We start from the raw sequence: 26,119 nt of genomic DNA, 5'->3' as shown, positions 1-26,119 counted from the left end.
TGTTGGTCACGACAACGAGAGTGCCATACCGGCGACGGTCAGCTGTCGTCGCGCAATTCGTAATAGGGGTTGTAGACGATCTTGTGCCCTTCGCGTTCGCCGACGCGTCCGCGAACGAGCACGGTCTTTCCCGGCTCGATTCCGGCGATCTTGCGGCGACCGATCCAGACCAGCGTCACCGTATCGGTGCCGTCGAAGAACTCGGCCTCGATGTTGGCGTTGGCGGCCTTCGAACACGCTTCGACGCTGCGCAGCCGTCCCAACATCGTGACTTCCTCACCGCGCGTGCAATCGCACGCGCGTCGGGCACCGGACGCTTCCGAGGATTCAGCCATCTCCTCGGCGTCGAGTTGTTCGATGTCCTCGGTCAACTTTCGCGTCAACCGGCGAAAGTATCCTGCGGCAGCGGGTGCCATTCTGCGCTCCAGCGTTGTCAGTCGTTCCGCACGCTCCACTCCTCGGAGCACTTGCGGCGACGTGGGGTTTGCCTCGTCAGGGCGGGTACTTCGCCACTGTAGACCCGATGGGTCACGGTGACCAACCATCGCCACGCGTGAGCAGAAAGGCGTGCACAATCGTCTCGTGCGCAGCCGACTCGATACCCCCGCCGCAGTCGTTCTACCTGGTACGGGATCGGATGCCCGATTCGCCGATGACGCATTCTCGGCAGCGCTGAGCGCTGTGGGATCGACCACTCTCGCGGTCGAACCCGATCCGGCCGGGGTGGTCGAGAGCTACCTCGCTGCCCTGGACCACGCGGCACGTCTGCACGGTCCGATCCTCGTCGCAGGAATCTCCCTCGGTGCTGCAGTCGCGGCACGATGGGCTCTCGACAATCCGTCGAGCACCATCGCGCTCGCACTCGCACTACCGGCGTGGACCGGGGATCCGTCGGACTCCCCCGCGGCCACGAGCGCTCGGTTGACCGCCCGATCCCTGCGCGAGGACGGGCTCGAGGCCGTCAGCGCGGCAATGGCATCGTCGAGTCCCGAATGGCTCGCGCGTACCTTGCGCCGGTCCTGGGCTGCCCAGTGGCCGGGCCTCCCGGACGCATTGGACGAGGCGGCACGGTACAGCAGCCTCGATCTCGCCGGACTCGCACGAATCCAGCTGCCCACAGTCGTCGTCGGCGCTGTGGACGACGCGGTGCATCCGATCGACATCGCGCGGCAGTGGGCCGGCACGATCCCGAACTGCGCACTGCGCTCGGTGACGCTGGACGACATCGGCCGGGATCCTGGTTGCCTCGGACGTGCGGCCGTCGACGGTCTCGGCCTACCGTGGCCGCATCCGTTCGAGGGTCGGGTCAGCCACCCAACTGTTGAATAGCCGATCCCGACGCCCCGCGACGCGGCGCTCGGGGGCGTTCGGTCGGGGCCGACTCCTGGGCTGGATTCGCCTGCTGCGCAGCGGGTGTCTCGGCGTTCGCCGCCTGCTGCGGCTGCTGTGCGGGCTGTTGGGCAGGCTGTTGCGAGGCCGCCTGCTGCGCTGCCGCCTGTTGCTGTGCGGCAGCCGCAAGTTGCTCGGAGAGCACCTGAGGTAGCACCACCGGCAACGGTGTCCGAACCGGGTGGGGGTCGTTGCCCCGGTCGACCACGGTCTGCCGAAGTATCGTGTGGGCGAGTTGGACGAGCGGCTGCCCCTCGCTCACCGCGCCCGACGGTCCGGCCAGCACGCAGCGAACCATCCATCGGTAGCCGTCGACTCCGATGAAACGCAGATCGGCGTTGACCGTCACCCCGTGCAGCTCGCGTCCCCACGGCCCCGTCTCGATGGTCGTCTCGGCCTTGTCGTTGCGGAGCGAGGTGGCCAGGTCCGCGGCCACCTCACGCCACTGACCGGGCGACTTCGGTGCGGCGTAGGCAGCAATGGTGATGCGCCCCAACTGAGTGACGATGTGCACTGCTTGCGGACTGCCTGCCTGCGACATCTCGACCTGGAGCTGACCGCCCTCGGGCAGCGGGATCAGTACCGATCCGAGGTCGAGGCGCGTCTGCGCGATGGTTTCCCGGTCCTCGTCGAGGTCCGCCAGATCATGCGGGCCCTCGGTGGCGGCGTCCGTGTCCACCTCGTCGTCTTCGTCTTCGATTCCGTCGACGAATGGCTCCGCACCGGGCGCGGAGGCACTGCCGGCGTCGTTCTTCTTACGCCGTCCGAACATGTTCAGTCCTCTTCTTCTCGGTTGCTTGCACGATGCCTGATACCGGCGAATCTCGTAGCGGCAGTCACTGCTTCAGACTCGCATGGCCGCCCGTCGAACCGTGCCCACCGGCCCCTCGTACGGTCTCGTCCAGTTCGTTCACCTCGACGAACGTCACCAATTCCACCCGCTGCACGATCAATTGCGCGACGCGATCGCCGCGCTCGAGGACGATCGGAGTGTGCAGATCGTGGTTGATCAGACACACCTTGATCTCCCCGCGGTAGCCGGCGTCGACGGTGCCCGGGGTGTTGACGACCGACAGTCCCGATTTCGCGGCCAGGCCCGAACGTGGGTGTATCAGTCCGACGGTCCCCAACGGCAGAGCGAGCGCGATACCGGTCCCCACCAGGACGCGTTCGCCCGGAGCAATCGTGACCGGGGCCGTGATCCGCAGATCGACTCCCGCGTCTCCTTCGTGTGCTCGAGTCGGCACCGGTAGCCCGGGATCGAGTCGGCGAACCCGGACCTCGGACAACGCAGATGCGGGTTGCATCGGTGCCAGGGACCGATCGGTGGACGCATCGTTGCCGGTCTCGGTGACTTCGTCGCTCACGTCGAACGAGACTACGCTGGCCCACTCCCGACTCGACGTGGCGACTACCCTGGGACTCGTGACTGCAGATCGACAGGCCGAACATGCCAACTCGGAGTCCGACGACTCCACTCCGCCCGTCGGGTCGCCGGTGCCCTCCGGCTCCGTGCTCTACTCCGAGCGGCTCTGGGTGCCCATCTGGTGGTGGGCGGCCGGCCTCGCGCTGGCGGTGCTGCTGGCGGCAGAGGTCCACATGGGTGCCCCCGGCGTCCGGGCCTGGCTTCCGTACGTGGTCTTGATTCCGTTGTTCGCCTGGGCGTTGTACGCCTTCAGCAGGCTCCGCGTCGACGTCGTGGCAGGTCCCGACTCCACCGGGGTCGAGTTGCGCGTCGGTGGAGCCCATCTGCCGCTCGACGTGGCGTCCAAGGCAGCAATCGTGCCCGCAACTGCGAAAAGTGCGGCGCTGGGCAGGCAACTCGATCCGCTTGCCTTCGTACAGCACCGCACCTGGGTGAAGCAGATGGTGATCGTGGTCCTCGACGATCCGAACGACCCGACACCGTACTGGTTGGTCAGCACCAAACGCCCCGAGGCGTTGCTGGCGGTGCTGACCGCTCATGGCGTAGAAGGCCGCTGAGCTTTCACAACCTCTGTGCTTTCACCGCTTCTGCGCTTTCACCGCCTCTGCGATCTTCGAGGAACCACCAGCTCCTCGAAGATCCGCAGCACAGACCCGATCAAGCGGGTCTGTGCTCATCTGATCAAGCCGCGCAGTCGCGGCACATCAGTACGCCGCCTGCGTCACTGGCCAGTCGGCTGCGGTGATGCACCAGGAAGCAGCTCGAGCACGTGAACTCGTCCGCTTGCTTGGGGACCACCCGAACCGAAAGTTCCTCGCCGGACAGGTCAGCGCCCGGAAGCTCGAACGACTCGGCAGTGTCGGATTCGTCCACATCCACCACTGCGGACTGAGCCTCGTTGCGGCGGGCCTTCAGCTCCTCGAGAGAATCCTCCGACACATCATCGGATTCTGTTCTTCTCGGTGCGTCGTAGTCGGTTGCCACTGTTCTCGTACCCCTCATCTTCGTGCGTGTGTGTAGTGGAGGCTGCCGATGGGTCGGCTTGTGGCCGTCGGCTGTGAAGAGGGCTCTTTCTTGCTCCCACCGATATTCATGTCTGTCAAAAATCGTCTGTCGTCACGCGGTGCCCGAAACTACACCGGGTAGTTCCCAGAACTCGCTGATCGAAACCCGCTCGGGACCTCGCTCATCAGATCGACAGTGCATCGGCATCCGTTTCCGAAGCACCGCGGCCGCCAGACAATAGCCGAAGCCGGTGACAAAGTCGAAAACGAATCGCCGGTGAGCCCACCGGGTGCCTGCACGCCGCATCAACACCCGGAAGACCGGCTTCATTCCGTGGCCGCTCGAATTCGCCCACGTGCCGGTTTCGAGCAACGAATCGGGCCCCGGGCACGGCAGTCGAGCAGGGCTCGGCCCTGTGTGCCGCCGCCCGAGCGCGCGGGCATCTACAGTAGTCACCGCGTCGGTGTGAACCGACCCTGTGACCGGTCTCGGCGACTGCCGACGGAAAGGCGAAGATCAACTGTGGTTTCTCTGATCACCGAAGGCCATTCGGCCGACGATCGAGGTCGTCCGTTCCGTCGCCGCCGCGCATTTCCCATCATCGCGGTGTTCACGGTGCTCGCCCTGCTGGGCGTGTTGGTCTGGGTCAAGGTGTTCACCACCTCCGAAACCACCACGACCACCGCCGAATGCAATGCACCGACCACCACGGCGGCCACCGACGGAACGCAGCCTGCTCCGCTGGGGAACGAAGTCGATCCCACGACACTGCTCGACGTCGAGCCGGCGGCTCTGTCGGCATCGAAGGTACGCGTGTTCAACGCCAACGGTGAGCGTGGTCAGGCCGCCCACGTGGCAGCCCAGCTCAGTGATTACGGATTCGCAAGTGCACCGGACGTCCAGGTCGGCAACGATCCGGTCTACGTCGACCAGAACATGCAGTGCCAGGGCCAGATTCGCTTCGGTCCGGCCGGTCTCGCTGCGGCGAGCGCAGTGTGGCTGGTAGCGCCGTGCGCCGAGCTCATCGAAGATTCCCGCACCGACGACACGGTCGACCTCGCGCTCGGGACGTACTTCAGCGAGATCCAGCCCGGCGACGACGCAGAGGAAGTACTGCGTACGCTCGCCGCCACCGCGCCGGGTGCCCCACCCCAGCCCCTCGACTCCGACCTCCTTGCGGCCGCACGCCAAGCACGCTGCTGAGATCCACCGGCCTGGGTCAGCCCGGAATCGGATCGAGAGCGCCTGCGCTGCGTAGTGCCGCGAGGAAGGCCTCCGAGATTCCGGGAGCCATGGCCACTGTCACCGATCCCTGTGCACTCGTCGAGTTCGGAGCGGGGAGCCGAACCAGAGCTCCTGCCTCGGCCGCGATCAAACCACCGGCAGCCCAGTCCCACGGACTGAGGCCGTGCTCGAAATGAGCGTCCACGGTTCCGGACGCGACCATGCACAGATCGAGTGCCGCCGAACCGATCCGACGAATGTCGCGGACCTGCGGCAACAGCTCTGACACGATCGCTCCCTGCACGGCACGCCGCCGCGCCCCGTAACCGAATCCCGTGGCCAGCAACGTCATCGACAGTTCCGTGACACCCGAGCACCGCAATATTTCCTGCGTGCCGTCGGCCCGCTCCACCACCGCACCTCGGCCCTTCGCCGCGGAGTAGACGAGCTCACGGGCAACATCGACCACGGCACCGGCCACGCTCACACCATCGATCTGAACGGCGACGGAGACCGCATACGCCGGGATCCCGTACATGAAGTTCACTGTCCCGTCGATCGGATCCAATACCCACCGCACGCCGTCGAGGGAGTCGTTCTCGGCACCCTCCTCTTCTCCGAGAACGGCATCAGCGGGCCGTAACCTCGCCAACATCTCACGCAGAACACGCTCGGTCTCGGTGTCCACGACGGTGACCGGATCGGTCGGTGTGCTCTTGGATTGCACCGCACCGTCATCGACGTGCGAGCCCCCTCCGAACACCTGAGGTCGTCTCAGGCGTACGTGCGCGGCGGCGTTCGTTGCCACTCGAACTGCGATCTCACGCAATACGTCCACCTCACGAGTGGTCGATCGGGCACTGGCCACCCCGCCCGCCGCCTCCGATTGCGGTTCCGGCAATTCTGCACTGGCGGTAGCGTTCTGCGATCCGTCTGATTTCGGCACGCGTACATCGCAACACACACCGAGGGCCGAGCACCACCGCTGCGACGCGTCGAGAGCGGCGGGTCGGTGTCGGCGTCCCCTGAACGAAGAATCCGCACTATTGTTCGGTGGCAACGGCATCACACTGATTCGATCGGGCCAGGAGCGACATCCACATGACACAGGCAGGTTCGGACAACACCAGCACCACCGGAACAGCTCGACACGGATTCGGCGTCGACGTCGGCGGCAGCGGCATCAAAGGCGGCATCGTCGATCTGAGCACCGGGGAACTCGTAGGCGATCGCTACAAGATCGCGACACCCCAACCCTCGACGCCCGACGCGGTCGCACGCACCGTGGCGGAAATCGTCGAACACTTCGACTGGACCGGTCCGGTCGGCATCACGCTGCCTGCGGTGGTGACGAACGGAGTCGCTCGCTCGGCCGCCAACATCGACAAATCCTGGATCGACACCGATGCGCGTGCACTGTTCGCGAAGGCCATCGGGACCGAGAGCATCACCGTGCTCAACGATGCGGACGCGGCCGGAGTTGCCGAGGACAAGTACGGCGGCGGCAAAGGCAAGGACGGTGTCGTCGTACTGCTGACCTTCGGCACCGGAATCGGCTCGGCAGTGTTGCACAACGGGGTACTTCTACCCAACACCGAGTTCGGCCACATGGAGATCGACGGCAAGGAGGCCGAGCATCGTGCGGCGTCGTCGGTGAAGGAGAACAAGGATCTGTCCTACAAGGAATGGGCCAAGGAGGTCTCGAAGGTTCTCGAGACGTTCGAGGCGTTGCTCTGGCCGGATCTGTTCATCGCCGGGGGTGGCATCAGCCGCAAGAGCGAGAAGTGGATTCCGCACCTGACCAATCGCACTCCCGTCGTACCGGCAACCCTGCTGAACACTGCCGGGATCGTCGGGGCGGCGCTGGCCGCAGACAGCGCAGTTCCGTCCGCGGAGTCCGCGAGCAACCCCTGACGAGCACACTGACACGCTGCCTCGCCACCTCTGTAGTACGAGGGTCGGTAACAAACTCCTGAGAGGTCGTTACAATGGTGTGTGCCGGTACGCAGCCGGCCGAATCCGAAGACCTCTCCGCCGGAAACAACTCTGGCGTGACGCCGCACGACTTCGTCACGAAAGGGCGTACGTGGCAGCCACCGATATCCGTCAGACCGTAGATTCCGAGACCGAGTCTGCGACACCTGCACCTGCTGTCAAGGCACCCGCTGCGAAGGCACCGGCAAAGAAGGCACCGGCCAAGCGAGCCGCTGCCAAGAAAGCACCGGCGAAGAAGGCCGCAGCAAAGAAGACAGCAGCAGATCCCGCGATCGGGGACGACGCAGAAGACAGCGCACCCGGTATCGAAGACATCGACATTTCCGAAGGCGACCTCGCAGCCGCTGCCAACGATGTCGTCGAGGTCGTTGCTGCCGGTGACGACACCGAAGAGGACCCCACCAGCGAGCCGACCGCAGAAGACAAGGCTTCGGGTGACTTCGTCTGGGACGAAGAGGAATCCGAGGCGCTGCGACAGGCACGAAAGGACGCCGAACTCACCGCGTCCGCGGACTCCGTCCGTGCGTACCTCAAGCAGATCGGCAAGGTTGCGCTCCTCAACGCGGAGGAAGAAGTCGAACTGGCCAAGCGCATCGAAGCGGGCCTGTTCGCCGTCGAGAAGATGCGTGAATCCGCGGAGAAGGGCGAAAAGCTCCCCGTGGCGCAGCGCCGCGACATGACGTGGATCTGTCGAGACGGAAACCGCGCCAAGAACCACCTCCTCGAAGCAAACCTTCGCCTCGTCGTGTCGCTGGCCAAGCGGTACACCGGTCGCGGCATGGCCTTCCTCGATCTCATCCAGGAAGGCAACCTCGGTCTGATTCGTGCGGTCGAGAAGTTCGACTACACCAAGGGCTACAAGTTCTCCACGTACGCAACCTGGTGGATTCGACAGGCCATCACTCGGGCCATGGCGGACCAGGCCCGCACGATCCGCATCCCCGTGCACATGGTCGAGGTCATCAACAAGCTCGGCCGCATTCAACGCGAGTTGCTTCAGGATCTCGGCCGCGAGCCCACTCCCGAAGAGCTGGCCAAGGAAATGGACATCACGCCCGAGAAGGTGCTGGAGATCCAGCAGTACGCGCGTGAGCCGATTTCCCTCGACCAGACCATCGGCGACGAGGGCGACAGCCAGCTCGGCGACTTCATCGAGGACTCCGAAGCCGTCGTGGCCGTCGACGCAGTGTCGTTCACCCTGCTCCAGGATCAGCTGCAGTCTGTCCTGGAGACGCTGTCCGAGCGCGAAGCGGGTGTTGTGCGCCTACGCTTCGGCCTCACCGACGGACAGCCCCGCACTCTCGACGAAATCGGCCAGGTCTACGGCGTCACCCGCGAGCGGATCCGCCAGATCGAATCCAAGACGATGTCGAAGCTGCGTCACCCCTCTCGCTCTCAGGTGCTGCGCGACTACCTGGACTGAGTGTCCGGGCTTCGCCGACCAGGCTCCGCCGAACAAGGCCCGCCGATCACTGCGATCGGCGGGCCTTGTTGCGCTGGTGCCCGAACACCGTCACATCCGAGGAACGCCGAAAACACCGTCCGGCCCGGGTCGGTAGTCGAGCACGGCGGTGACGGCCGCGACCGGCAGCGGCCCGTACAGATGTGGGAACGTCATCGACTGCGGATCGGTCGGCACCCCGGGTTCCCACCGCACCGGCGCCGCCAGTCGAGCGGGATCCAGGCGGAGCAGAACGAGATCGTCTCGGCCCGCGAACAACCGGTTCGCCGGCAAGTGCACCTGCTGGGGCGTGGACAGGTGAACGAACCCCACCTCCTCGTACGAGTCGGGCACGTATCGGTCCTGCCCGCGCATCGACAGCCACTCCCCTGCGGTGCAGATGTGAACGAGGTCCTCCGGTGTACTGGTCACGGTCCTATTCTGCCCGGTGCCGTGCCGGTCAAGGCGGTGGAATCTCGACAGAGCCGCGACCGCGTCGATCAGGCAGCCCTGTGACCACCACAGCCGCGATGACGGCCAGGATTCCGAGTGCCTCGAGGCTCGTCGGAACCTGGGTCAGCACCACTGCACCGACCACTGTGGCCGTCGCAGGAAGCAATGCCAGCAGCAACGCGAACCGAGCCCGACCCACTCGCACGAGGACGTACTGATCGAGAACGTACGGAACCACGCTCGACAGCAGCCCGACGCCAAGGCCGAGAACCCAGATTCGCCAGTCACCCAGGACTCCGACGTGTGTCAGTGCGAACGGGCCGAACAGCGGTGCGGCCAGAATCACCGAGGCGATAGCGAAACCGGCCGCCATATCGTCGAGTCCTCTGCCCGCATCCGCCACGGTCTTCCCCAGCACGATGTAGGCAGCCCACAGCGCTGCGGAGCCGAGCGCGAATGCGATTCCCACCAGGCCGACCTCACCACCGTCGAACTGTGCGGAGGCAATGGCACCGACGCCGCAGACGACGAGAAGCAGCGCACACACATCCGCACGTTTCCGCGAACCCGCTGCGGCCACCGCGATCGGCCCGAGAAATTCGATCGCCACCGCGGCACCGAGCGGCAGCCGCGCGATGGCCTCGTAGAACATCACGTTCATACCGATCGTGGCCCCGCCGAACGCAGCGGCTGTGCCCGCCCGACGCATGGTCCAGGCACCGCCTGCACCGGCCCGAGCGCGCCACGGCCGACGCCAGGCCAGCAACACCAGCGCAGCCCCGAAACCGCGCAGCCAGGCCACCGCAGCCGGAGGGGCTGTGTCGAACAGGAACACCCCGATCGCCGCACCGACGTACATGCACACCGCGCCGATCACGAACAGCGACGGGATGCCCAGCTTCGACGCGCCGGACAGCGAAGATGGAGTCGTCGAAGCCACATCGGCGACCTTACTGCGCGGCGCACACGGAGCCTGTGTCAGCTGTCAGCGAACAGCTTCTGCTGCGTTCCAGCTCGTGAGGGATGTTTCGTGTTAGTGACAACACAAAGAAACGCCCTCGGGAACAACGCGTGACCGCCATACGTCTGACAGAGTGAACGAACCGCGCCATACCGACGCGGCGGACCGGCCCCAGGCAAACGGGAAACCGCGAGCCAGTACGGAGGAGTCATGCCCGGAACATTGACCAGCCCACAGTTGACAGCAGCGGACCGGTGCGACCGGTGCGGTGCAGGGGCCCGCGCACGTGTCGTGCTATCGACCGGCGGAGAACTTCTCTTCTGCGGTCACCACGCCACCGAGCACGAAGGCCGCTTGCGTGAGGTGAACGCAACGGTGATGACCGAATCGGACTCCACGGTGTAGCCCACCGACACGTCGGGGGACACAAGGTTCGCCACAATCGACGAACGAATATCGACAAGAATGACGGACGGTCTTCGAGACCGTCCGTCATTTTTTGCTCTACTGCGTTTAACATTTTCGCGTTCTACATTTTTCGCAGCTGCGCGATCCGCTCGCTCAACTGATCGGCCGACGCCATGGCTGTCGGCGGCCCGCCGCAGATACGGCGCAGATCGCCGTGAATGACACCGTGGGGCTTCCCGGTGCGATGGTGGTACACCGCCACCAAACTGTTCAGCTCACGCCGCAGGCCGGCCAACTGGCCCGCACTGGTGGCCCTCTCGCTCACGACCGGAGGTACCGGGACGGCGGGAGTCGCCGCGGGCTTGTCGATCTGCTCCTGCTGCCGCTGCCGCAGCAGATCCCGCATCTGGGTGGCATCGAGCAGCCCGGGCAGACCCAAGTAGTCGGCCTCCTCGTCGCTACCGGAGAACGTCGCGGTACCGAAGGAGGAACCGTCGTAGATCACCTGGTCGAGTTCGGCGTCCGCGCCGAGCGAGGTGTATGCCTTCTCTTCTTCGCCGGGTTCGTCCTTCTGCTTGTTCGCATCGGCGAGCAACTCGTCGTCGAAACCGTCCTTCTCCCGGTGCGGCTTACCGAGAATGTGATCACGTTGCGCTTCGAGCTGCGAGGCGAGATCGAGCAACACCGGCACCGACGGCAGAAATACGCTCGCCGTCTCGCCCGGGCGACGCGATCGCACGAATCGACCGATCGCCTGCGCGAAGTACAGCGGTGTCGACGCGCTGGTCGCGTAGACGCCAACAGCCAGACGCGGAACGTCGACGCCCTCGGACACCATCCGCACGGCGACCATCCAGCGTTGGTCGCCACCTGCGAAGGCCGCGATGCGGGCCGAGGACGTGGGATCGTCCGACAGCACGATGGCAGGCGTCTCGCCGGTGATCACCTCGAGCAGCTTCGCGTACGCGCGAGCGACCGTCTGGTCGGTCGCGATCACCAGGCCGCCCGCGTCCGGCATCCCACCCGCGCGCAGCTGCGCCAGCCGCGTGTTGGCGGCCAACAGCACCGCGGGCATCCAGTCGCCCTGCGGGTCGAGGGCCGTGCGCCACGCTCTCGCTGTCTGTTCCGCGTTGAGCGGCTCACCGAGTCGTGCGGTGTACTCCTCGCCCGCACTGTCTCGCCAACGTGCCTCACCCGAGTACGCGAGGAAGACGACCGGTCGAACGACCCCGTCGGCCAACGCGTCGGAATACCCGTACGAGTGATCGGCCTTGGACCGCATCGCCCCGTCCTGATCGGGTTCGTAGTTGACGAACGGGATGGGGCTGTCGTCACTGCGGAACGGAGTACCGGTCAATGCCAGACGGCGAGTGGCGTCGCCGAAGGCCTCCCTGATCCCCTCGCCCCAGCTCTTCGCGTCCCCGCCGTGATGGATCTCGTCGAGGATCACGAGGGTCTTGCGCGCTTCCGTGCGCACCCGATGCTTGAACGGATGGGAGGCGATCTGGGCGTAGGTCACGACCACGCCGTGGTAATCGCTCGACGTCTGGCCGGTCGAGTTGGAGAAGCGAGAATCCAGAGCGATCCCGACCCGGGCCGCGGATTCGGCCCACTGATGCTTGAGGTGCTCGGTGGGCGCGACCACGGTGACCTGATCGACCGTCCGATGGGCGAGCAACTCCGCGGCAACGCGCAGAGCGAACGTCGTCTTACCTGCGCCCGGTGTCGCGACGGCGAGGAAATCCTTCGGCGACGCGACGAGGTACTTCGTCAGCGCGCGCCGCTGCCACGCACGCAGCGGAGCCCCGCTCACAGGAGCAGCCACCTGCTCGGTGGACGGTGGTGTGGGATCGAACATGTCAGCGCTCACTGGCCGCCGGTTCCTGGCATCGATGTAGTTCCTCGCGCTCTCGGTAGCCCTGCAGTGTCCGCCGAGGAGCCTAACGCTCCGCACCGACCGATCACGCATCGCTGGGGTGAGTCGGACGCAACACGGCGCGTCGGTGGTTAGCGAAGTCCCCATTCGTCAGGAATGCTGGAGGAACCATGAGCGAGTCTGCAGCCGTAACTCCGACACCGGAACGATTGTCGGCGCGAAAGCCGATACATCTGGTGTGGAAAGTGACTTTGCGCACCCTGAGCAAGGCCTGGGACGACTCGATCTTCAGCAAGGCCGCCACCGCAGCGTTCTGGCAGACGCTGTCGTTGCCGCCGCTGCTTCTCGGTGTGCTCGGCAGTCTCGGATTCGTCGGCGGATGGTTCGGACCCAACACCGTCGAGATCATCGAGTCCAAGATCATCACGTTCAGCAACACCCTGTTCAGCGGCAGCGTCGTCGAGCAGATCATCGCGCCGACGGTGAAGGACGTCCTCGCACAGGGCAGCGGAGAGATCGTGTCCGTCGGCTTTCTGCTGTCACTCTGGGCGGGATCGTCGGCGATCTCGACGTTCGTCGACTCGATCGTCGAAGCACATGGACAGGCGGACGCGCGAAATCCGATCTGGCAGAGGTTCTTCGCGCTGCTGCTCTATGTCGGATTCCTGGTCATCGCGGTCTTCGTACTTCCGCTCGTCGCCCTCGGTCCGGTGTACGTGCAGCAGATCCTGCCCGATTCGTGGCTCGATGTCGGCAGCGAGTTGGTCGACTTCTTCTACTACCCGGCCGTCGGTCTGCTGCTGATCATCGGCTTGACGACGTTGTACAAGCTGGCTCTGCACACCTCGCTGCCGTGGCATCGACTGCTCGGCGGGGCACTGTTGGCGGGCGTGTTCTTCATGATCGCCAGTGCGGTGCTGCGCCGCTACCTGACCTGGGTGACGAGCACCGGGTACACCTACGGCGCACTGGCGACGCCCATCGCCTTTCTGCTGTTCACGTTCTTCCTCGGCTTCGCGATCGTGCTGGGAGCGGAGTTCAACGCCACCATTCAGGAGTTCTGGCCGGCCCGTGCCACCCGAATGGAACAGATGCGCGAGTGGATCGCGGCGCAGACCGCCGCCGACGACAAGCCGTCGGGACCGATGACGGCCATGGCCCGACGGCTGGCCACGGGTCCGATGAAACTGCCCGCAGATCGAATCCGGACGGATCGACCCGAGCCGACCACCGACCGAGGACTCGGATGAGCCGGGAGTATCAGTCGCCCTTCTTCAAGCCCTCGTAGATCTTCTTGCAATCGGGGCACACCGGAGAGCCGGGCTTGGCGGACTTGGTGACGGGAAACACCTCTCCACACAGTGCGACCACGTGCGTACCCATCACGGCGCTCTCGGCGATCTTGTTCTTCTTCACGTAGTGGAAGAACTTCGGTCGGTCGTCGTCGGTGGTCTCGTCCGGAGCGATATCGGGACGGTCCTTCGTCTGAGTGCTCATGAACACAGATTAATCCGTGAATTCACAGCAGGTGCCAACCGGTTCCACAGCCCGTCGTATGCATTCCGTGGGCGGTAGTGCCACAGTGGAGGTATGACGAGAACCCCAGGGTTCGACGGCAGCGCGTATCGCGACTCGCCGGATGGGCCGGTCCTGATCACCGAGGCACAGCAGTCGGTCGAGGAGCAGCACAAAAAGCGGGTACGCAAGTACATGTTCATCATGTCGTTCCGCATTCCGGCGTTGGTGTTGGCCGCCATCGCGTACGGGATGTGGATGAATCCGTGGATCTCCATGGCGATCGTCGGTGTGTCCATACCGCTGCCGTGGATGGCGGTGTTGATCGCCAACGATCGGCCACCGCGAACCAAGGACGAGATGAGCCGCTACGACAACCGCACCGTGGACGCGCCGCAACTGGAGTCGCGGGACCACCGGGTGATCGAACCGGGCGACGACTGACACTTCGATATTCCTCGGTGCGAGACTGGGCCGGTGACTTCGCATGATTGCTCCTCGTCTCTCGTTGCCGCCTGTTCCCGGCTCCGGCTCGCCTTCGAGGCGAACGGCTACGACGCCGACGGCGTCCTGAGGCTCCTCGGCGACGACGCGCACGCCGCGCTGGGGCGCAGTGAGCCGGTGCCGGTCCGCAACGCCAGCCGGGGTTCCGGTGCACTGGGAGTTCTGGTGCGCCTGTTTCTGCTCGTCGACGATTGTCCGGAGGCCGAGGTCGCCGAGGCCATCGCGCCACTGACCGTCACCGATGCCATCGCCGCGGGCATCGTTGTTCGCACCGGGTCGACGGTGCGGACGCTGCTCGACATTCGCCCTCTCGACGCCGGACACGGAACTCGGTGGATCGTCTCGGATCCCGATGGCAGCATGCGCGTGGCGGACACTGCTGCCGACCACGTGCTCGGCGTCGGGCAGGCCTCACTGTCGCTGCTTCGCGGCACTCCCACGTCCCCGGTCTCGAGCGTTCTCGACGTCGGTACCGGCTGCGGTGTGCAGGCTGTCCACGCCTGTGGCTACGCCGATCGGGTGACCGCAACCGACATCAGTCCTCGGTCGATGGATCTCGCGGCCGCAACGATGGCACTCAACGGCCTCGACGTCGAGTTGCTGCACGGTTCCTGGTTCGAGCCCGTGGCCGGGCGCACGTTCGATCGGGTCGTGGCCAACCCGCCGTTCGTCGTCGGACGCGCCGAAGTACGGCACTCCTACCGAGATTCGGGTCTCGATCTGGACGGGGCCAGCGCGCTCATGATCGGGCAGGCCCCGCAGTACCTGACGCCGGGCGGTACAGCGGCGATTCTGGCGTCCTGGGTTCACGTTCGGGGTGAGGATTGGCGCGCTCGGGTCGCGTCCTGGCTCCCCGAACATGGGGTCGATGCCTGGGTCGTCGAGCGAGACGTCGCCGATCCGGCCCTGTACGTGGGCACGTGGATGCGCGACGGCGGACTCGACCCCCGCGATCCCGAGGCGGCCCCGGTGGCCCAGTCCTGGCTCGATCATTTCACTGCCGCGGACGTGGAGGGAATCGGCTTCGGCTTCGTCTACCTCCGGAAGACCGAGCTGCCCACCGACCTTCTGGCCGAGGAACTCACGCACGGGTTCTCCGACCCGTTGGGCAACGAACCGCTGGAGTACTTCGCACGACTGGACTGGCTGCGCGAGCACGACGTCCTCGATTCGGTGTTGACTCTCGATCCGGACACCGCGCTCGAACGGGTCTACCTTCCCGGTGCCGAGGGCTGGTCTCCGGTGGCGGTGCGAGTGCATCGTGGCAACGGGCCGCAGTGGCAGCACGAGATCGACGAACTCGGTGCGGCGCTGCTGGCCGGGCTCCGACCCGACGGTCTGCCGGTCGGCGAATTGGTCGAGTTGCTCGCTGCCGCACACGGCGAAGACGCCGACGAACTAGCGGCGCACGCGGTTCCGATGATGCAGGGACTCGTGCGGCACGGCCTGGTTCGGCCCGCTCGATGAGTGCGGACGGTGTGCGCACGCGCAGCACAGTTCCGAGCGGTCTCACTTCTCAGCAACTTCTCAGGACGCACCTGACGTAGTCCCTGGTCAAGCGGGTATCAGAAGGATCGGCGTGGGAACTTATCGGAGTCTCCCGAGCGTTGAACCCTGTGAGACACCACCGACCAGGAGGCAAGTCATGACCAGCCCCAGCACCACGATTCGTCCACGGCCCACCGATGCCGATCTGGACGCCCAGAGCCCAGCAGCCGATCTCGTTCGGGTGTACCTCAACGGCATCGGCCGCACAGCCTTGCTGACGGCCGCGGAAGAGGTCGATCTGGCCAAGCGGATCGAGGCTGGTCTGTACGCCAAGCAGGTTCTCGAGAACACCAAGCGTCTGAGCGCGGTGAAGAAGCGCAACCTGGCCATCATCGTTCGTGACGGCAGCGCCGCACGGAGCCACCTCCTCGAGGCGAACCTTCGACTGGTCGTTTCCCTGGCCAAGCGCTACACCGGTCGCGGTATGCCGCTCCTCGACCTCATCCAGGAAGGCAACCTGGGTCTGATTCGCGCGATGGAGAAGTTCGACTACGCCAAGGGATTCAAGTTCTCGACATACGCCACCTGGTGGATCCGCCAGGCCATCACCCGTGGCATGGCAGACCAGAGCCGTACCATCCGGCTCCCTGTCCATCTGGTCGAACAGGTCAACAAGCTGGCAAGAATCAAGCGTGAGCTGCATCAGCAGCTCGGGCGCGAGGCCACCGACGAGGAACTGTCGAACGAGTCGGGTATCGCGGTGGACAAGATCGCGGATCTGCTCGATCACAGCCGCGATCCGGTGAGCTTGGACATGCCGGTCGGCAGCGACGAGGAGGCTCCCCTCGGCGACTTCATCGAGGACTCGGAGGCGACCTCCGCCGAAAATGCCGTCATCGCCGGGTTGCTGCACAGCGACGTGCGTGTCGTCCTCGGCACTCTCGACGAGCGCGAGCAGCAGGTCATTCGCCTTCGCTACGGTCTGGACGACGGCCAGCCACGCACTCTCGATCAGATCGGAAAGCTCTTCGGGCTTTCTCGCGAGCGGGTTCGCCAGATCGAACGCGAGGTCATGGTCAAGCTTCGCCAAGGCGATCGCGCCGAGAAGCTTCGCTCGTACGCGAGCTGAGCGCACCCACCGACAGGTGGGGCAACGGTGACCATTCCTGTTGGCGCCACCACATGCGGTAGCCGAGCCGACGTTCCCTCCCCCTCGCGGACGTCGGTTCGGCTGCCGCTTTTTTCGGACCTTGTCGGTTGCCTGTTCAGCGGAGTCGACGCGGGCCGAGATCGGCCCTGGTCGGTTCGGGTCCGATGCGCACCCGAGCGTCGGTGATCTCGGCACCGTCGGCGGAGGCAAGGATCGGCTCGCAGGAAATTTCTCGAATGTCCGGAACATCTTCTGCGAGAACGGATATGCGCTGAACGACATCGATGAGTGCGTTCTTGTTGACCGGTACCGCATTGCGATATCCGGACAGTAGTGGGGCGGCCTTCGGCGCATCGATCAACTGTGCAGCTTCGTCCTCGGTGAGTGGAAGTACCCGATACGCGCGGTCGCCCAGCAGATCCGAGATGACACCGGCCAGGCCGAACGAGATGAGCGAGCCGAACGATGGGTCGTCCTGCACCCGTACGGCGCAGCCGATTCCCTTGATCGCCATGCGCTGGACGTGCAATATCGGCTCGCCCGAGTCGGCTGCCAGGTTGCGATACGCCACCCGCACCGCGGAGGCGTCGGCGATGTCGAGTCGGACCCCGCCGAGATCCGGTCGGTGCCGCCATCGCTCCCCCGTCGCTTTCACTGCCACCGGGTAGCCCAGTTCGTCCGCCGCGGCGACGGCCTCGTCCTCGTCCGTCACGGTGTGAAACGGCACGACGTCGAGGCCGTAACAGGCGAGCAGCTCAGCGGTTTCGAAGTCCGAGAGCCACCGTCCTGGGCTACCCGTCGGCAGCCAACGGTCGACGAGATGCTTGGCGCGTTCGGAGTCGACGCTCTTGGGTCGCACCAGGTTCGACACCGGCCGCGATCGCCACGCCGAGTAGCGCCACGCCGCGGCCAGAGCCGCGACAGCCCGCTCCGGGCTCGAGTACGAGGGCACCGAACCGCGAACCGGATTACCGCCCGGACCACGCACCGCCAACACGTCGGGGATGCCCTCGGCGGCAAGGAAGGTCGACAGCACCGGCTTGTCGGACCCACGGACGGCATTGCCCAACGCCGCCGCGAACGGCTCCACCTCGACCGCCACCGGCGGCACGAACACGACGATGACGGCATCGATGTCCGACGCTGCCAACGCCGAGGACACAGCCGCGGCGAAATCCTCCGGGCCTGCCTGCGGACCGACGTCGATCGGGCTGCTCGCATGCAGGCCCTTGGCCCGAGCGGCGTCGACGGCCAGGACGCCGAGCGCCGTCGAGTTTCCCACGACGGCAACCCTCGGTCCGGCCGGTAGCGGCTGATTTCCGAACAGGACCGCGCAGTCGAACAGTTCCGAGATGGTCTCGACCTGGATGACCCCGGCCTGTGCAAACAGTGCGCGCACGATCGAGTCGTCGATATCGGCACCGATCGCGTGTGCGGGCGGGACGGCTCCGCGGCCGCTCTTGACCGCGATGATGGGCTTGCTACGCGCCACCCGGCGGGCGATCCTGGTGAACTTCCTGGGATTACCGAAGCTCTCCAGGTACAGCAGGATCACCTCCGTTGCCGGGTCCGAGTCCCAGTACTGCAGCAGATCGTTGCCGGACACATCGGCACGGTTACCGGCCGAGACGAACGTGGACAGACCCAGCCTTCGGTTGGCCGCCTCGTCCAGGATGGCGATGCCGAGAGCGCCGGATTGACAGAAGAATCCGACGTTTCCTGGCGTCGGCAGATGCGGAGCGAGGGTGGCATTGAGCCCGAACTCGGGGTCGGTGTTCGCCACTCCCAATGCGTTGGGCCCGATCAAGCGCATGCCGTGCGCCCTGGCTGCCAGTACCAGCCTGCGTTCGCTCTCCTGGCCCGCAGGACCGGTCTCGCCGAATCCACCCGACACCACCAGCAGTGCCTTGACACCCTTGTCCAGACAATCGTCGAGCACCGCGTCGATGGCATCGGCCGGAACCGCTGCAATGGCGAGATCGACCGGATCGGGGATGTCGTGCACCGTGGCGTAGGCGCGGACTCCGCGCACCGACCTGTGGTCGGCGTTGACCGGATACACGGGGCCGGTGAAGTCGCCGGCCAACAGATTGGCGAGCACGGCGTTGCCCACCTTCGAGCTGTCCGTCGACGCACCGATGACCGCCACCGAACGGGGGCTGAGCACGTTGCGCACGCTGCGGGCTTCAGCGGCGCGCTCACGCGAATTGCGCACCGAGAGCAACGCTTCGCTCGGGTCGATGGCGAACTCCAACCGCAGGACGCCGCCCTCGAACGACCGACTCACCTGGTATCCCGCTTCCCGGAAGACCGTGACCATGTTGCGGTTCTCGGCGAGGACCTCGGCCACGAACATGTCGACACCGTTCTCGGCGGCGGCTCCTGCGAGATGCTCGAGCAGAATCGGCCCGAGCCCGCGGCCCTGATGCGCGTCCGCGACGACGAAGGCGACCTCGGCGGAATTGCCCTCACCCTCGGGCAGACGTTCGTAGCGTCCGACGGCGATGATGTCGTCGCCGAGCACTGCAACGAACGCGACGCGGTCGTGGTGATCGACGGTGGTGAAGTTCAGTACGTCCCGCTGGGGCATCGTGGGATACGGACCGAAATAGCGCAGATACCTCGTCCGCTCGGACAGCCGCCCGTGGAAGGCGATGATGCGCTCGGCGTCCGAGGGGACGATCGGTCGCAGGTGCACCACCCCGCCGTCGGAGGTGAGAACATCGGCCACCCAGTGCCGCGGAAACGACGTTTCCGCACGCTCTCTGGCCAGGTCCTTCTCGCTCGGTTCGTTCTCGCTCGGGTCCTTCTCGCTCAGGTCTTTCTCGCTCGGATCCGATGCCGCGACGGTCGGCTCGTCGGCCGAGGGGGTGTCGGTCGGATCAGTCACGCGGGTCCTCCGGATCGAGCCCGAGCAGCGGAAACACTGCCCGACGGGTGGCGATGATCGCCGAGTCGACGCGTTCGAGAGCCCGATCCGCGCCGTCGGCCCCGGTGAGAGATCCACCGGGCCCATCCCAGGCCGGATAGTCGACGTCTCCCCCGTCACCCATGGTCTGCGGCAGGTCGACGCTCGGAGCCATTGTCCGCACGCGCTCGCGCCACGCGTCCGGCAGCGCGGACGTCGGATCGACCGTGCGGCCGAGCGCGGCGGCGATCAGGTACGTCCAGGCCCGTGGCACGACCCGCACCAAGCCGTATCCTCCACCGCCGACGGCCAACCACCGACCTTCGGAGTATCTGTCCGCCAGATCACGCATGGCCAGGAATGCGGCGTTCTGGCCGTCGACGGTCAGCGCGAGATCTGCGAGCGGATCTTCTCTGTGGCTGTCGACACCGCATTGGCTGACGATGATCTGCGGCCCGAACGCCGAGATCGCACCCGGCACGATCGCGTGGAACGCACGCAACCACAACCGATCTGCGGTGCCCGGCAGCAGCGGAACGTTGATCGAGGTTCCCTCACCCCGCTCGGCTCCCACTTCGCTCGACCATCCGGTATTCGGCCACAACGTCGCAGGGTGTTGATGCAACGAGACGGTGAGCACTCTCGGGTCGCCGAGAAAAGCCGCCTGCACGCCGTCCCCGTGGTGCGCGTCGACGTCGATGTAGGCGATTCTGTCGAAGCCGTTGTCCAGCAACCACGAGATGGCGATCGCCGCATCGTTGTAGACACAGAAGCCCGAGGCCCAGTCGGCCATCGCGTGATGCATGCCGCCACCGATACTCACCGCACGGCGGGCCCGTCCCGAGGCGATTTCGCGGGCCGCCGCCAGCGAGCCTCCAGCGAGCATGGCGCTCGCTTCGTGCATCTGCGGAAACACCGGGTTGTCGTCGGAACCGAGGCCGTGGACGACATCACCGGGGTCGCGCAATGCCGGTCCCTGTGACGGTGCCCGCTTGACGGCCTCGATGTATGCGGGAGTGTGAAATCGAAGCAGCTCCGAATCCGGGGCGGCCGACGGCTCGACGAGTTCGATGCCCTCGAGGACACCGAGATCGGTGGCCAGGGCCATCGTCAGATCGAGTCGGGTGGGGTTCATCGGGTGCTCGTCGCTCCACCGATATCCCAGATAGTCCGCGCTCCACACGACGATGTCCTCGGGGCGGGTCGGAATGTGCTCGGCGGCGCGTGTCGCCTGATCAGCCATGTGGTCAAAACTACGTTGCCGCGCGGGACGGTGTGGCCGGGTTCCGGTGTTGTGCCCTTAGTTCGCTTGTGAGACGCCACGGGAAACGATGCACTCCGTTGTGGTGCGCCGCGCCCGCTGCTCCTGGGTGCAGCGCCGATGTCGGGGTGCTGACGGTAGGATCGAGCCCGACGAAGGGGTTGAGTGTGAAGGATCTGGTCGACACCACGGAGATGTATCTCCGGACGATCTACGACTTGGAAGAAGAGGGCGTGATTCCGCTCCGCGCGCGGATCGCCGAGCGGCTGGAACAAAGCGGTCCCACCGTCAGCCAGACAGTCGCGCGGATGGAGCGGGACGGTCTGTTGTCGGTTGCCGGCGATCGGCACCTCGAACTGACGGAGAAGGGCCGCAGCCTGGCCGTTGCCGTCATGCGCAAGCATCGTTTGGCCGAACGTCTACTGGTGGACATCATCGGTCTGCGTTGGGAAGACGTGCACGCCGAGGCGTGCCGCTGGGAGCACGTGATGAGCGAGGAGGTCGAGCGTCGTCTGGTCGCAGTGCTGAACAACCCGACCACGTCGCCCTACGGCAATCCGATTCCCGGGTTGGCCGAGCTGGGTCTCGGTCAGTCGACCCTGGCACCGGAAGCGCTCATCCGCCTCACCGATGTACCGGTCGGCGAGCCGACTGCGGTCGTCGTCCGTCGTCTCGCCGAGCACGTTCAGTCCGATCCCGAGGTGATCGCTCAGCTTCGCGAGGCAGGCGTGGTTCCCGATGCTCGGGTTACAGTCGAGTCCAAGCCCGGGTCGGTGACGATCACGGTGCCCGGACACAGCGGTGTCGACATATCCGACGAAATGGCGCACGCCGTCCAGGTGAAGAAGGTGTGAACCTCCCACCCACAACGGCATCGGCGCGGGTGAGGGAGAACGAACTGTGAAGCTTCTGGTCACCGGTGGTGCCGGTTACGTGGGCAGCGTCTGCGCGGCCGTGCTCGTCGAGCGCGGCCACGATGTCGTTGTCGTGGACAACCTGTCCACCGGAAACCGGGACGCCGTCCCCAGTGGTGCCACGTTCATCGACGGTGACATCAAGAACGTTGCCGCCGAGGTTCTGATCGGCGGCGGGTTCGACGCCGTTCTGCATTTCGCGGCGCAGTCTCTCGTCGGCGAATCGGTGGTCGCGCCCGACAAGTACTGGAGCGGCAACGTGGTCACCTCCCTGGCCCTGCTCGATGCGATCCGCGCGTCCGGCACCCCGAAGCTGGTGTTCTCCTCGACCGCCGCCACCTACGGTGAACCCGAGACGACGCCCATCACCGAAGATGCACCGACCCGTCCCACCAATCCGTACGGGGCCACCAAGCTCGCCATCGATCATGCGATCACCTCGTATGCGGCGGCGTACGGTCTGGCGGCCACCAGCTTGCGTTACTTCAACGTCGCCGGTGCCTACAACGGCTTCGGAGAGAACCGCGTCGTCGAGACCCATCTGATTCCCCTGGTGTTGCAGGTCGCACTCGGGCAGCGAGAGAAGATCTCGGTCTTCGGCACCGACTGGCCCACCGAGGACGGTACGGCCGTGCGGGACTACATCCACGTCGCAGACCTCGCCGAGGCCCACATCCTTGCCGTCGACGCAGCCAGAGCAGGTGAGCACACCATCTACAACCTCGGCAGCGGCACCGGCTTCTCCGTGCAGCAGGTCATCTCGTCCTGTGAGCGGGTCACCGGGCTACCCATATCCGCCGAGCACGCCCCCCGTCGGGCCGGCGATCCGGCTGTTCTCATCGCATCCAGTGCGCGTGCGGTCGAGGAGCTGAAATGGGCACCACAGCGAACCGATCTCGATCGCATCGTGGCCGACGCATGGGATTTCCTGCGCGGTCTGGGCGATCGGTCCCACGCGGCGCGCTGATCGTGCCGGTTCGGTCGTCATCGTCGACCGAACGGATCGCCGGGTAAGCGAACGCCGCAGTCCCGTGCGCACGCGAACCCGCTCTCGGCGACTTCGCGAACGAGTTCGGGGCCGGCACCGGCAGTGAGCGATCTGTCCAACAACTGCGCCAATCTATGCGTGCCGTCCGCGTCGAGGGCTGCATCGATCGCCGTGCGGGCCATCGGCCCGTCCCCGCGGACATACGCGCTGAACGCGACGAGCGTTGCCGCGATCGCCCGTTCACGGCGGGGAAGGACGCGGCAGACGTTCGCCCAGAATTCTTCGACGTAGCCGGCGTCGTCGCCAAGCGTCAAGGCGAGCAGTGCATCTCGGATGTGAACGTGACCGATCGCGATCGCGATCCGGGCGAGGTCGGCGGGCTCGAGCTCGGTGTCGTACGGTGCCCGCGCGAGATAGGCCAGCACGGAGCTCAACTCGTCTGCGCGGGACCTCGTGGTGCCGCGCTCACGTCGGGCGATTTCGGTGGCCACTGCCTGCACCGTGCTCTCGGGCCCTGGCGCGATGGTTGCGGCCAGCTCGCCTCGGCATCTGCGCACCGAATATCCGTCGAGCACGCGGGCGACTGTCAGCGGTGAGGACGCAGGGTCGGACATCAGACCGTGTCGCCGCGGTCCACACAATGACCACCACGGCGCAGCGTCGGCGATCTCGGGTGCCGCGAGCGCAGCGAAAAGCTGCACGCCGAGCGTGTTCAGCGTGCCGACGAGTTCACTCACCAGAGCCTCGACATCGAGCAGGTGCGGGCCGCGGGCTACCGGATCGAGCCGGTCGTCGACGAACACCGCCATGACCGCGGGGATGTTCTCCGCCGCGCAGTAGCCGGCCAGGTAGCCGATGACGTCGAGCATCTCCTGGGTTGCCCGGGACCCGTCGGCCGCGCGCCGGTCGAGGTGCTCGCCGGCGAGCACCAGGTCGTGACGCATCGTGGGTCCGACGGTCGCGCCGCCGTCCTTGACCGCGATGAGCACCATCGACCGATGAGGATGGAACCCGAGCATTGCCGGTATCCCTGCCATCAGCTCGGCTGCGTCGCCGAGGTGTATGCGATGTCGAGAGTCGAAGTTGCCGTGAGAGTTGGTCGGTGTCTGCATGCCGAGAATCCTGACGGCCCGGACGGCACCGAACACGAGGTGAGCTGGGCTTTCGCAGTCCGCTGTGGAGAACCGATCCTGCTGTGGAGCAACTGCGCTGTCGAGGGCACAGACGGCAGGACAGTGTCGCCGCCCTCTGCTAGGGCGCAGTTACCCCTGTTTTACCTTCTGCACGGCCGAAGTGAACAGCTCATCGAGTGTCGCCGTGTCCGGTGTCTCGGAGCCGAACGACATGAACGTGGCCGACACCCGAATGTCGTCGATCTGCGCCATCAGCGTCAACATCGACTGGGTGACTGCGTCGCCGCCGGCTCCGGACGCCACCGTCTGTCGGACGGCCAAGGTCTCGTCCGCACCGATCGGCGGCGGCGGGGTCAGGGTGGAGGTCACCGTGGAGGTGGCCCCGGATTTGGTTGCCGTGACCTCACCGCACTGTTCGAGCTGCTTCTTGCGGGCAGAGAGCGGTTCGTCGACAGCGGTCAGTTCGATGGAGATGGTGGATCGGCTGTCGTTGTCCGTGCCGACGATCATGGCGGTGCCCTCGGGGCTGAAATCCTGATCGGCAGGCTTGCATCCGGCTGGACTGACCTGAGCACCGGCAGGTATTCCGCTCAGATCGGGTGCGGCCTGCGAGATTGCCTGCTGAGGCAGTACCAGGGCGTCGTACGGGGCCGGAAAGCTCGACGGGTCGATCAGCAGGGTGTTCAGATCCACATCCGACGGGGAGGTGGTGGTGCCGCCCGCGCTCGGCTCGGGTGTGCCGGTGACCGTGGAGCTGCATCCCACCAGCGCGAGCACACCGATTGCCGCCGACGTTGCAGCGATGGCCAGGCGGGGTGTTCGTGTGGCGGGGCTCACAGGCGTCTCTTTCGTAGGTGGTGGGGACGCCGCCGCGAGTGCGTCGGCGTCCCCATCACTGTCTCACTCGGATGCTCTCCGATGCGGCAGGCACGAGACGTCGGTGTCGCACCTCAGTTGCCGCGGGCGATCCATTCCTCGAGGTGTGGTGACTCGTCGCCGATTCGTGTCCGGTTCCCGTGCCCGGTGTTGACGCGGGTCTCGGCGGGCAACGCGAACAAGCGGTCCCGAATAGACCCGATGATGGTCGGGAAATCCGAATACGAGCGTCCGGTGGCACCCGGGCCACCGGAGAACAGAGTGTCCCCGGAGAACAACTCCCCCACCTCGGGCAGATACAGACACGTCGACCCCGGCGAATGCCCAGGTGTGTGCAACGCGACGATGTCCGTTCCAGCCACCGTGATGCGCTGTTCATCCTCCAACACACCATGCTTCACGCCGGGATGGGTCTGATCCCACAACACGTCGTCGGCCGGATGCAACAGAATCGGAGCATCCAGCGCCGCCGACAACTCCGGGGCGACCGTGACGTGATCGTTGTGACCGTGGGTACAGACGATCGCCTTCACCCGCCGACCCGCGACCGCCTCGATGATCGGCGCGGCGGTGTGCGCGGCATCGACGATCACGACCTCCTCGTCGTCACCGATCAACCAGATGTTGTTGTCGACGTCCCAGGTGCCGCCGTCGAGGCTGAAGGTGCCGGAGGTGACGACGTTCTGTACTCGGACGGTGCCGCTCATACGATCACCACCGACCGCAGCACGGTGCCCTGATGCATCTTCTCGAACGCCGCCTCGACGTCCCCGAGACCGATCCGTTCGGTGACGAACTTCTCGAGCGGCAACCGGCCCTGCTCGTACAGATCGACCAGCATCGGGAAGTCCCGTTCGGGAAGGCAGTCGCCGTACCAGGACGATTTCAACGAGCCACCACGGGAGAAGAAATCGATCAACGGCATCTCCAGGGTCATCTCCGGTGTCGGGACCCCCACCAACACCACCGTTCCGGCCAGATCACGGGCATAGAACGCCTGCTTCCACGTCTCCGGACGACCGACGGCATCGATGACCACATCGGCCCCGAACCCACCGGTCAGCTCCTGGACGGCCTCGACGACATCGACCGCCGAGGCATCGACGGTATGGGTGGCACCGAGATCGACCGCCCAGTCGAGCTTGCCCTTGTCGCGATCGACCGCGATGATCGTCGACGCCCCGGCCAGCCGGGCACCGGCGAT

27 protein-coding genes are annotated in these 26,119 nt (G+C 65.7%); 12 read left to right on the top strand and 15 right to left on the bottom strand.

What is annotated here, in order from left to right:
- Positions 1–38: 38 nt before the first annotated feature.
- Positions 39–416, bottom strand: coding sequence for an OB-fold nucleic acid binding domain-containing protein (locus ACOQFP_RS20050; RefSeq protein ID WP_206488314.1), 378 nt, complete (start codon positions 414–416; stop codon positions 39–41).
- Between the two features lie 166 nt (positions 417–582).
- On the opposite strand from ACOQFP_RS20050, the gene ACOQFP_RS20045 reads away from it, so the two are divergent.
- Entirely contained in the window at positions 583–1,329 is a 747-nt protein-coding gene (locus ACOQFP_RS20045) for an alpha/beta fold hydrolase (RefSeq protein WP_421585320.1), read from the top strand.
- Here the strand turns inward: ACOQFP_RS20045 and ACOQFP_RS20040 are convergent.
- Positions 1,307–2,161, bottom strand: coding sequence for a DUF3710 domain-containing protein (locus ACOQFP_RS20040; protein WP_421585319.1), 855 nt, complete (start codon positions 2,159–2,161; stop codon positions 1,307–1,309). The genes ACOQFP_RS20045 and ACOQFP_RS20040 overlap by 23 nt on opposite strands.
- A gap of 64 nt (positions 2,162–2,225) precedes the next feature.
- Positions 2,226–2,696, bottom strand: a complete 471-nt coding sequence (dut, locus tag ACOQFP_RS20035) for a dUTP diphosphatase (protein ID WP_206488776.1) — start codon at positions 2,694–2,696, stop codon at positions 2,226–2,228.
- A 205-nt stretch (positions 2,697–2,901) separates the two neighbouring features.
- Here dut and ACOQFP_RS20030 point away from each other — a divergent pair, with 205 nt between their 5' ends.
- Complete coding sequence (locus tag ACOQFP_RS20030; protein WP_206488775.1) at positions 2,902–3,372, top strand: DUF3093 domain-containing protein; 471 nt, start codon at positions 2,902–2,904, stop codon at positions 3,370–3,372.
- A gap of 124 nt (positions 3,373–3,496) precedes the next feature.
- Here ACOQFP_RS20030 and ACOQFP_RS20025 read toward each other — a convergent pair whose 3' ends face one another.
- Positions 3,497–3,799 (bottom strand): DUF4193 domain-containing protein, encoded by a 303-nt coding sequence (locus tag ACOQFP_RS20025; protein ID WP_206488309.1) that lies wholly within the window; start codon positions 3,797–3,799, stop codon positions 3,497–3,499.
- Between the two features lie 543 nt (positions 3,800–4,342).
- Between ACOQFP_RS20025 and cei the strand changes: the two genes are divergently transcribed.
- Positions 4,343–5,023: an envelope integrity protein Cei gene (gene cei, locus ACOQFP_RS20020; RefSeq protein WP_341245255.1), complete on the top strand. Its 681-nt coding sequence runs from the start codon at positions 4,343–4,345 to the stop codon at positions 5,021–5,023.
- A gap of 16 nt (positions 5,024–5,039) precedes the next feature.
- On the opposite strand, the gene ACOQFP_RS20015 is transcribed toward cei, so the two are convergent.
- Positions 5,040–5,912, bottom strand: a complete 873-nt coding sequence (locus ACOQFP_RS20015; protein WP_421585380.1) for an inositol monophosphatase family protein — start codon at positions 5,910–5,912, stop codon at positions 5,040–5,042.
- Positions 5,913–6,145: 233 nt separating this feature from the next.
- Here ACOQFP_RS20015 and ppgK point away from each other — a divergent pair, with 233 nt between their 5' ends.
- Positions 6,146–6,958, top strand: coding sequence for a polyphosphate--glucose phosphotransferase (gene ppgK / locus ACOQFP_RS20010; protein WP_206488305.1), 813 nt, complete (start codon positions 6,146–6,148; stop codon positions 6,956–6,958).
- A gap of 172 nt (positions 6,959–7,130) precedes the next feature.
- Positions 7,131–8,462, top strand: a complete 1,332-nt coding sequence (locus tag ACOQFP_RS20005) for an RNA polymerase sigma factor (RefSeq protein WP_206488303.1) — start codon at positions 7,131–7,133, stop codon at positions 8,460–8,462.
- Between the two features lie 90 nt (positions 8,463–8,552).
- Here the strand turns inward: ACOQFP_RS20005 and ACOQFP_RS20000 are convergent, their stop codons facing one another.
- Together ACOQFP_RS20000 and ACOQFP_RS19995 are read right to left on the bottom strand one after the other, a co-directional pair.
- Positions 8,553–8,912 (bottom strand): DUF952 domain-containing protein, encoded by a 360-nt coding sequence (locus ACOQFP_RS20000; RefSeq protein WP_206488301.1) that lies wholly within the window; start codon positions 8,910–8,912, stop codon positions 8,553–8,555.
- Between the two features lie 28 nt (positions 8,913–8,940).
- Entirely contained in the window at positions 8,941–9,873 is a 933-nt protein-coding gene (locus ACOQFP_RS19995) for an EamA family transporter (protein ID WP_421585318.1), read from the bottom strand.
- A gap of 231 nt (positions 9,874–10,104) precedes the next feature.
- Here ACOQFP_RS19995 and ACOQFP_RS19990 point away from each other — a divergent pair, with 231 nt between their 5' ends.
- Entirely contained in the window at positions 10,105–10,299 is a 195-nt protein-coding gene (locus tag ACOQFP_RS19990) for a DUF7455 domain-containing protein (RefSeq protein ID WP_206488299.1), read from the top strand.
- 124 nt (positions 10,300–10,423) lie between these two features.
- On the opposite strand, the gene ACOQFP_RS19985 is transcribed toward ACOQFP_RS19990, so the two are convergent.
- Positions 10,424–12,160, bottom strand: coding sequence for a DEAD/DEAH box helicase (locus tag ACOQFP_RS19985; protein WP_341244737.1), 1,737 nt, complete (start codon positions 12,158–12,160; stop codon positions 10,424–10,426).
- A gap of 188 nt (positions 12,161–12,348) precedes the next feature.
- Between ACOQFP_RS19985 and ACOQFP_RS19980 the strand changes: the two genes are divergently transcribed.
- Entirely contained in the window at positions 12,349–13,428 is a 1,080-nt protein-coding gene (locus ACOQFP_RS19980) for a YihY/virulence factor BrkB family protein (protein WP_421585317.1), read from the top strand.
- A 10-nt stretch (positions 13,429–13,438) separates the two neighbouring features.
- Here ACOQFP_RS19980 and ACOQFP_RS19975 read toward each other — a convergent pair whose 3' ends face one another.
- Positions 13,439–13,675: a DUF3039 domain-containing protein gene (locus ACOQFP_RS19975; protein ID WP_206488297.1), complete on the bottom strand. Its 237-nt coding sequence runs from the start codon at positions 13,673–13,675 to the stop codon at positions 13,439–13,441.
- A 93-nt stretch (positions 13,676–13,768) separates the two neighbouring features.
- Between ACOQFP_RS19975 and ACOQFP_RS19970 the strand changes: the two genes are divergently transcribed.
- From ACOQFP_RS19970 to ACOQFP_RS19960, 3 genes are all read left to right on the top strand, one after another.
- Positions 13,769–14,137, top strand: coding sequence for a DUF3099 domain-containing protein (locus ACOQFP_RS19970; RefSeq protein WP_206488295.1), 369 nt, complete (start codon positions 13,769–13,771; stop codon positions 14,135–14,137).
- A gap of 33 nt (positions 14,138–14,170) precedes the next feature.
- Positions 14,171–15,664, top strand: a complete 1,494-nt coding sequence (locus tag ACOQFP_RS19965) for a DUF7059 domain-containing protein (protein WP_421585316.1) — start codon at positions 14,171–14,173, stop codon at positions 15,662–15,664.
- Positions 15,665–15,842: 178 nt separating this feature from the next.
- A complete protein-coding gene (locus ACOQFP_RS19960) occupies positions 15,843–16,814 on the top strand; it encodes a sigma-70 family RNA polymerase sigma factor (RefSeq protein WP_206488291.1) in 972 nt (323 codons plus the stop codon).
- A gap of 136 nt (positions 16,815–16,950) precedes the next feature.
- Here ACOQFP_RS19960 and ACOQFP_RS19955 read toward each other — a convergent pair whose 3' ends face one another.
- Positions 16,951–19,608, bottom strand: a complete 2,658-nt coding sequence (locus tag ACOQFP_RS19955; RefSeq protein WP_421585379.1) for a GNAT family N-acetyltransferase — start codon at positions 19,606–19,608, stop codon at positions 16,951–16,953.
- 109 nt (positions 19,609–19,717) lie between these two features.
- Positions 19,718–20,986 carry an acetoin utilization protein AcuC gene (locus ACOQFP_RS19950; RefSeq protein ID WP_206488289.1) on the bottom strand — a complete coding sequence of 423 codons (1,269 nt, stop codon included), beginning with the start codon at positions 20,984–20,986 and terminating at the stop codon, positions 19,718–19,720.
- Between the two features lie 185 nt (positions 20,987–21,171).
- Here ACOQFP_RS19950 and ACOQFP_RS19945 point away from each other — a divergent pair, with 185 nt between their 5' ends.
- Together ACOQFP_RS19945 and galE are read left to right on the top strand one after the other, a co-directional pair.
- Positions 21,172–21,858 carry a metal-dependent transcriptional regulator gene (locus tag ACOQFP_RS19945; protein ID WP_206488287.1) on the top strand — a complete coding sequence of 229 codons (687 nt, stop codon included), beginning with the start codon at positions 21,172–21,174 and terminating at the stop codon, positions 21,856–21,858.
- A 46-nt stretch (positions 21,859–21,904) separates the two neighbouring features.
- Positions 21,905–22,885 carry a UDP-glucose 4-epimerase GalE gene (gene galE, locus ACOQFP_RS19940; protein WP_206488285.1) on the top strand — a complete coding sequence of 327 codons (981 nt, stop codon included), beginning with the start codon at positions 21,905–21,907 and terminating at the stop codon, positions 22,883–22,885.
- A gap of 17 nt (positions 22,886–22,902) precedes the next feature.
- On the opposite strand, the gene ACOQFP_RS19935 is transcribed toward galE, so the two are convergent.
- From ACOQFP_RS19935 to ACOQFP_RS19920, 4 genes are all read right to left on the bottom strand, one after another.
- Positions 22,903–24,018, bottom strand: coding sequence for a DUF4192 domain-containing protein (locus tag ACOQFP_RS19935; protein WP_421585315.1), 1,116 nt, complete (start codon positions 24,016–24,018; stop codon positions 22,903–22,905).
- Positions 24,019–24,168: 150 nt separating this feature from the next.
- Positions 24,169–24,876, bottom strand: coding sequence for a DUF5642 family protein (locus ACOQFP_RS19930; protein WP_421585314.1), 708 nt, complete (start codon positions 24,874–24,876; stop codon positions 24,169–24,171).
- A gap of 113 nt (positions 24,877–24,989) precedes the next feature.
- A complete protein-coding gene (locus tag ACOQFP_RS19925) occupies positions 24,990–25,622 on the bottom strand; it encodes an MBL fold metallo-hydrolase (protein WP_421585313.1) in 633 nt (210 codons plus the stop codon).
- On the bottom strand, positions 25,619–26,119 hold a 501-nt coding region (locus tag ACOQFP_RS19920; protein WP_421583944.1), incomplete at its 5' end, for a zinc-binding dehydrogenase. The genes ACOQFP_RS19920 and ACOQFP_RS19925, both read right to left, overlap by 4 nt.

This window comes from Rhodococcus sp. MALMAid1271 (assembly GCF_049195265.1).
Classification (GTDB): domain Bacteria; phylum Actinomycetota; class Actinomycetes; order Mycobacteriales; family Mycobacteriaceae; genus Rhodococcoides.
Note: the sequence above shows the minus strand (reverse complement) of the source record. Positions and strands in the feature narration are given on the sequence as shown.

What these genes read in the sequence shown, in the direction of transcription:
- ACOQFP_RS20050 (WP_206488314.1), bottom strand. Translation starts at nt 416, where the DNA reads ATGGCACCCGCTGCCGCAGGATACTTTCGCCGGTTGACGCGAAAGTTG.
- ACOQFP_RS20040 (WP_421585319.1), bottom strand. Translation starts at nt 2,161, where the DNA reads ATGTTCGGACGGCGTAAGAAGAACGACGCCGGCAGTGCCTCCGCGCCC.
- dut (WP_206488776.1), bottom strand. Translation starts at nt 2,696, where the DNA reads ATGCAACCCGCATCTGCGTTGTCCGAGGTCCGGGTTCGCCGACTCGAT.
- ppgK (WP_206488305.1), top strand. Translation starts at nt 6,146, where the DNA reads ATGACACAGGCAGGTTCGGACAACACCAGCACCACCGGAACAGCTCGA.
- ACOQFP_RS19990 (WP_206488299.1), top strand. Translation starts at nt 10,105, where the DNA reads ATGCCCGGAACATTGACCAGCCCACAGTTGACAGCAGCGGACCGGTGC.
- ACOQFP_RS19985 (WP_341244737.1), bottom strand. Translation starts at nt 12,160, where the DNA reads ATGTTCGATCCCACACCACCGTCCACCGAGCAGGTGGCTGCTCCTGTG.
- ACOQFP_RS19980 (WP_421585317.1), top strand. Translation starts at nt 12,349, where the DNA reads ATGAGCGAGTCTGCAGCCGTAACTCCGACACCGGAACGATTGTCGGCG.
- ACOQFP_RS19975 (WP_206488297.1), bottom strand. Translation starts at nt 13,675, where the DNA reads ATGAGCACTCAGACGAAGGACCGTCCCGATATCGCTCCGGACGAGACC.
- ACOQFP_RS19970 (WP_206488295.1), top strand. Translation starts at nt 13,769, where the DNA reads ATGACGAGAACCCCAGGGTTCGACGGCAGCGCGTATCGCGACTCGCCG.
- ACOQFP_RS19960 (WP_206488291.1), top strand. Translation starts at nt 15,843, where the DNA reads ATGACCAGCCCCAGCACCACGATTCGTCCACGGCCCACCGATGCCGAT.
- ACOQFP_RS19950 (WP_206488289.1), bottom strand. Translation starts at nt 20,986, where the DNA reads ATGGCTGATCAGGCGACACGCGCCGCCGAGCACATTCCGACCCGCCCC.
- ACOQFP_RS19935 (WP_421585315.1), bottom strand. Translation starts at nt 24,018, where the DNA reads ATGCAGACACCGACCAACTCTCACGGCAACTTCGACTCTCGACATCGC.
- ACOQFP_RS19925 (WP_421585313.1), bottom strand. Translation starts at nt 25,622, where the DNA reads ATGAGCGGCACCGTCCGAGTACAGAACGTCGTCACCTCCGGCACCTTC.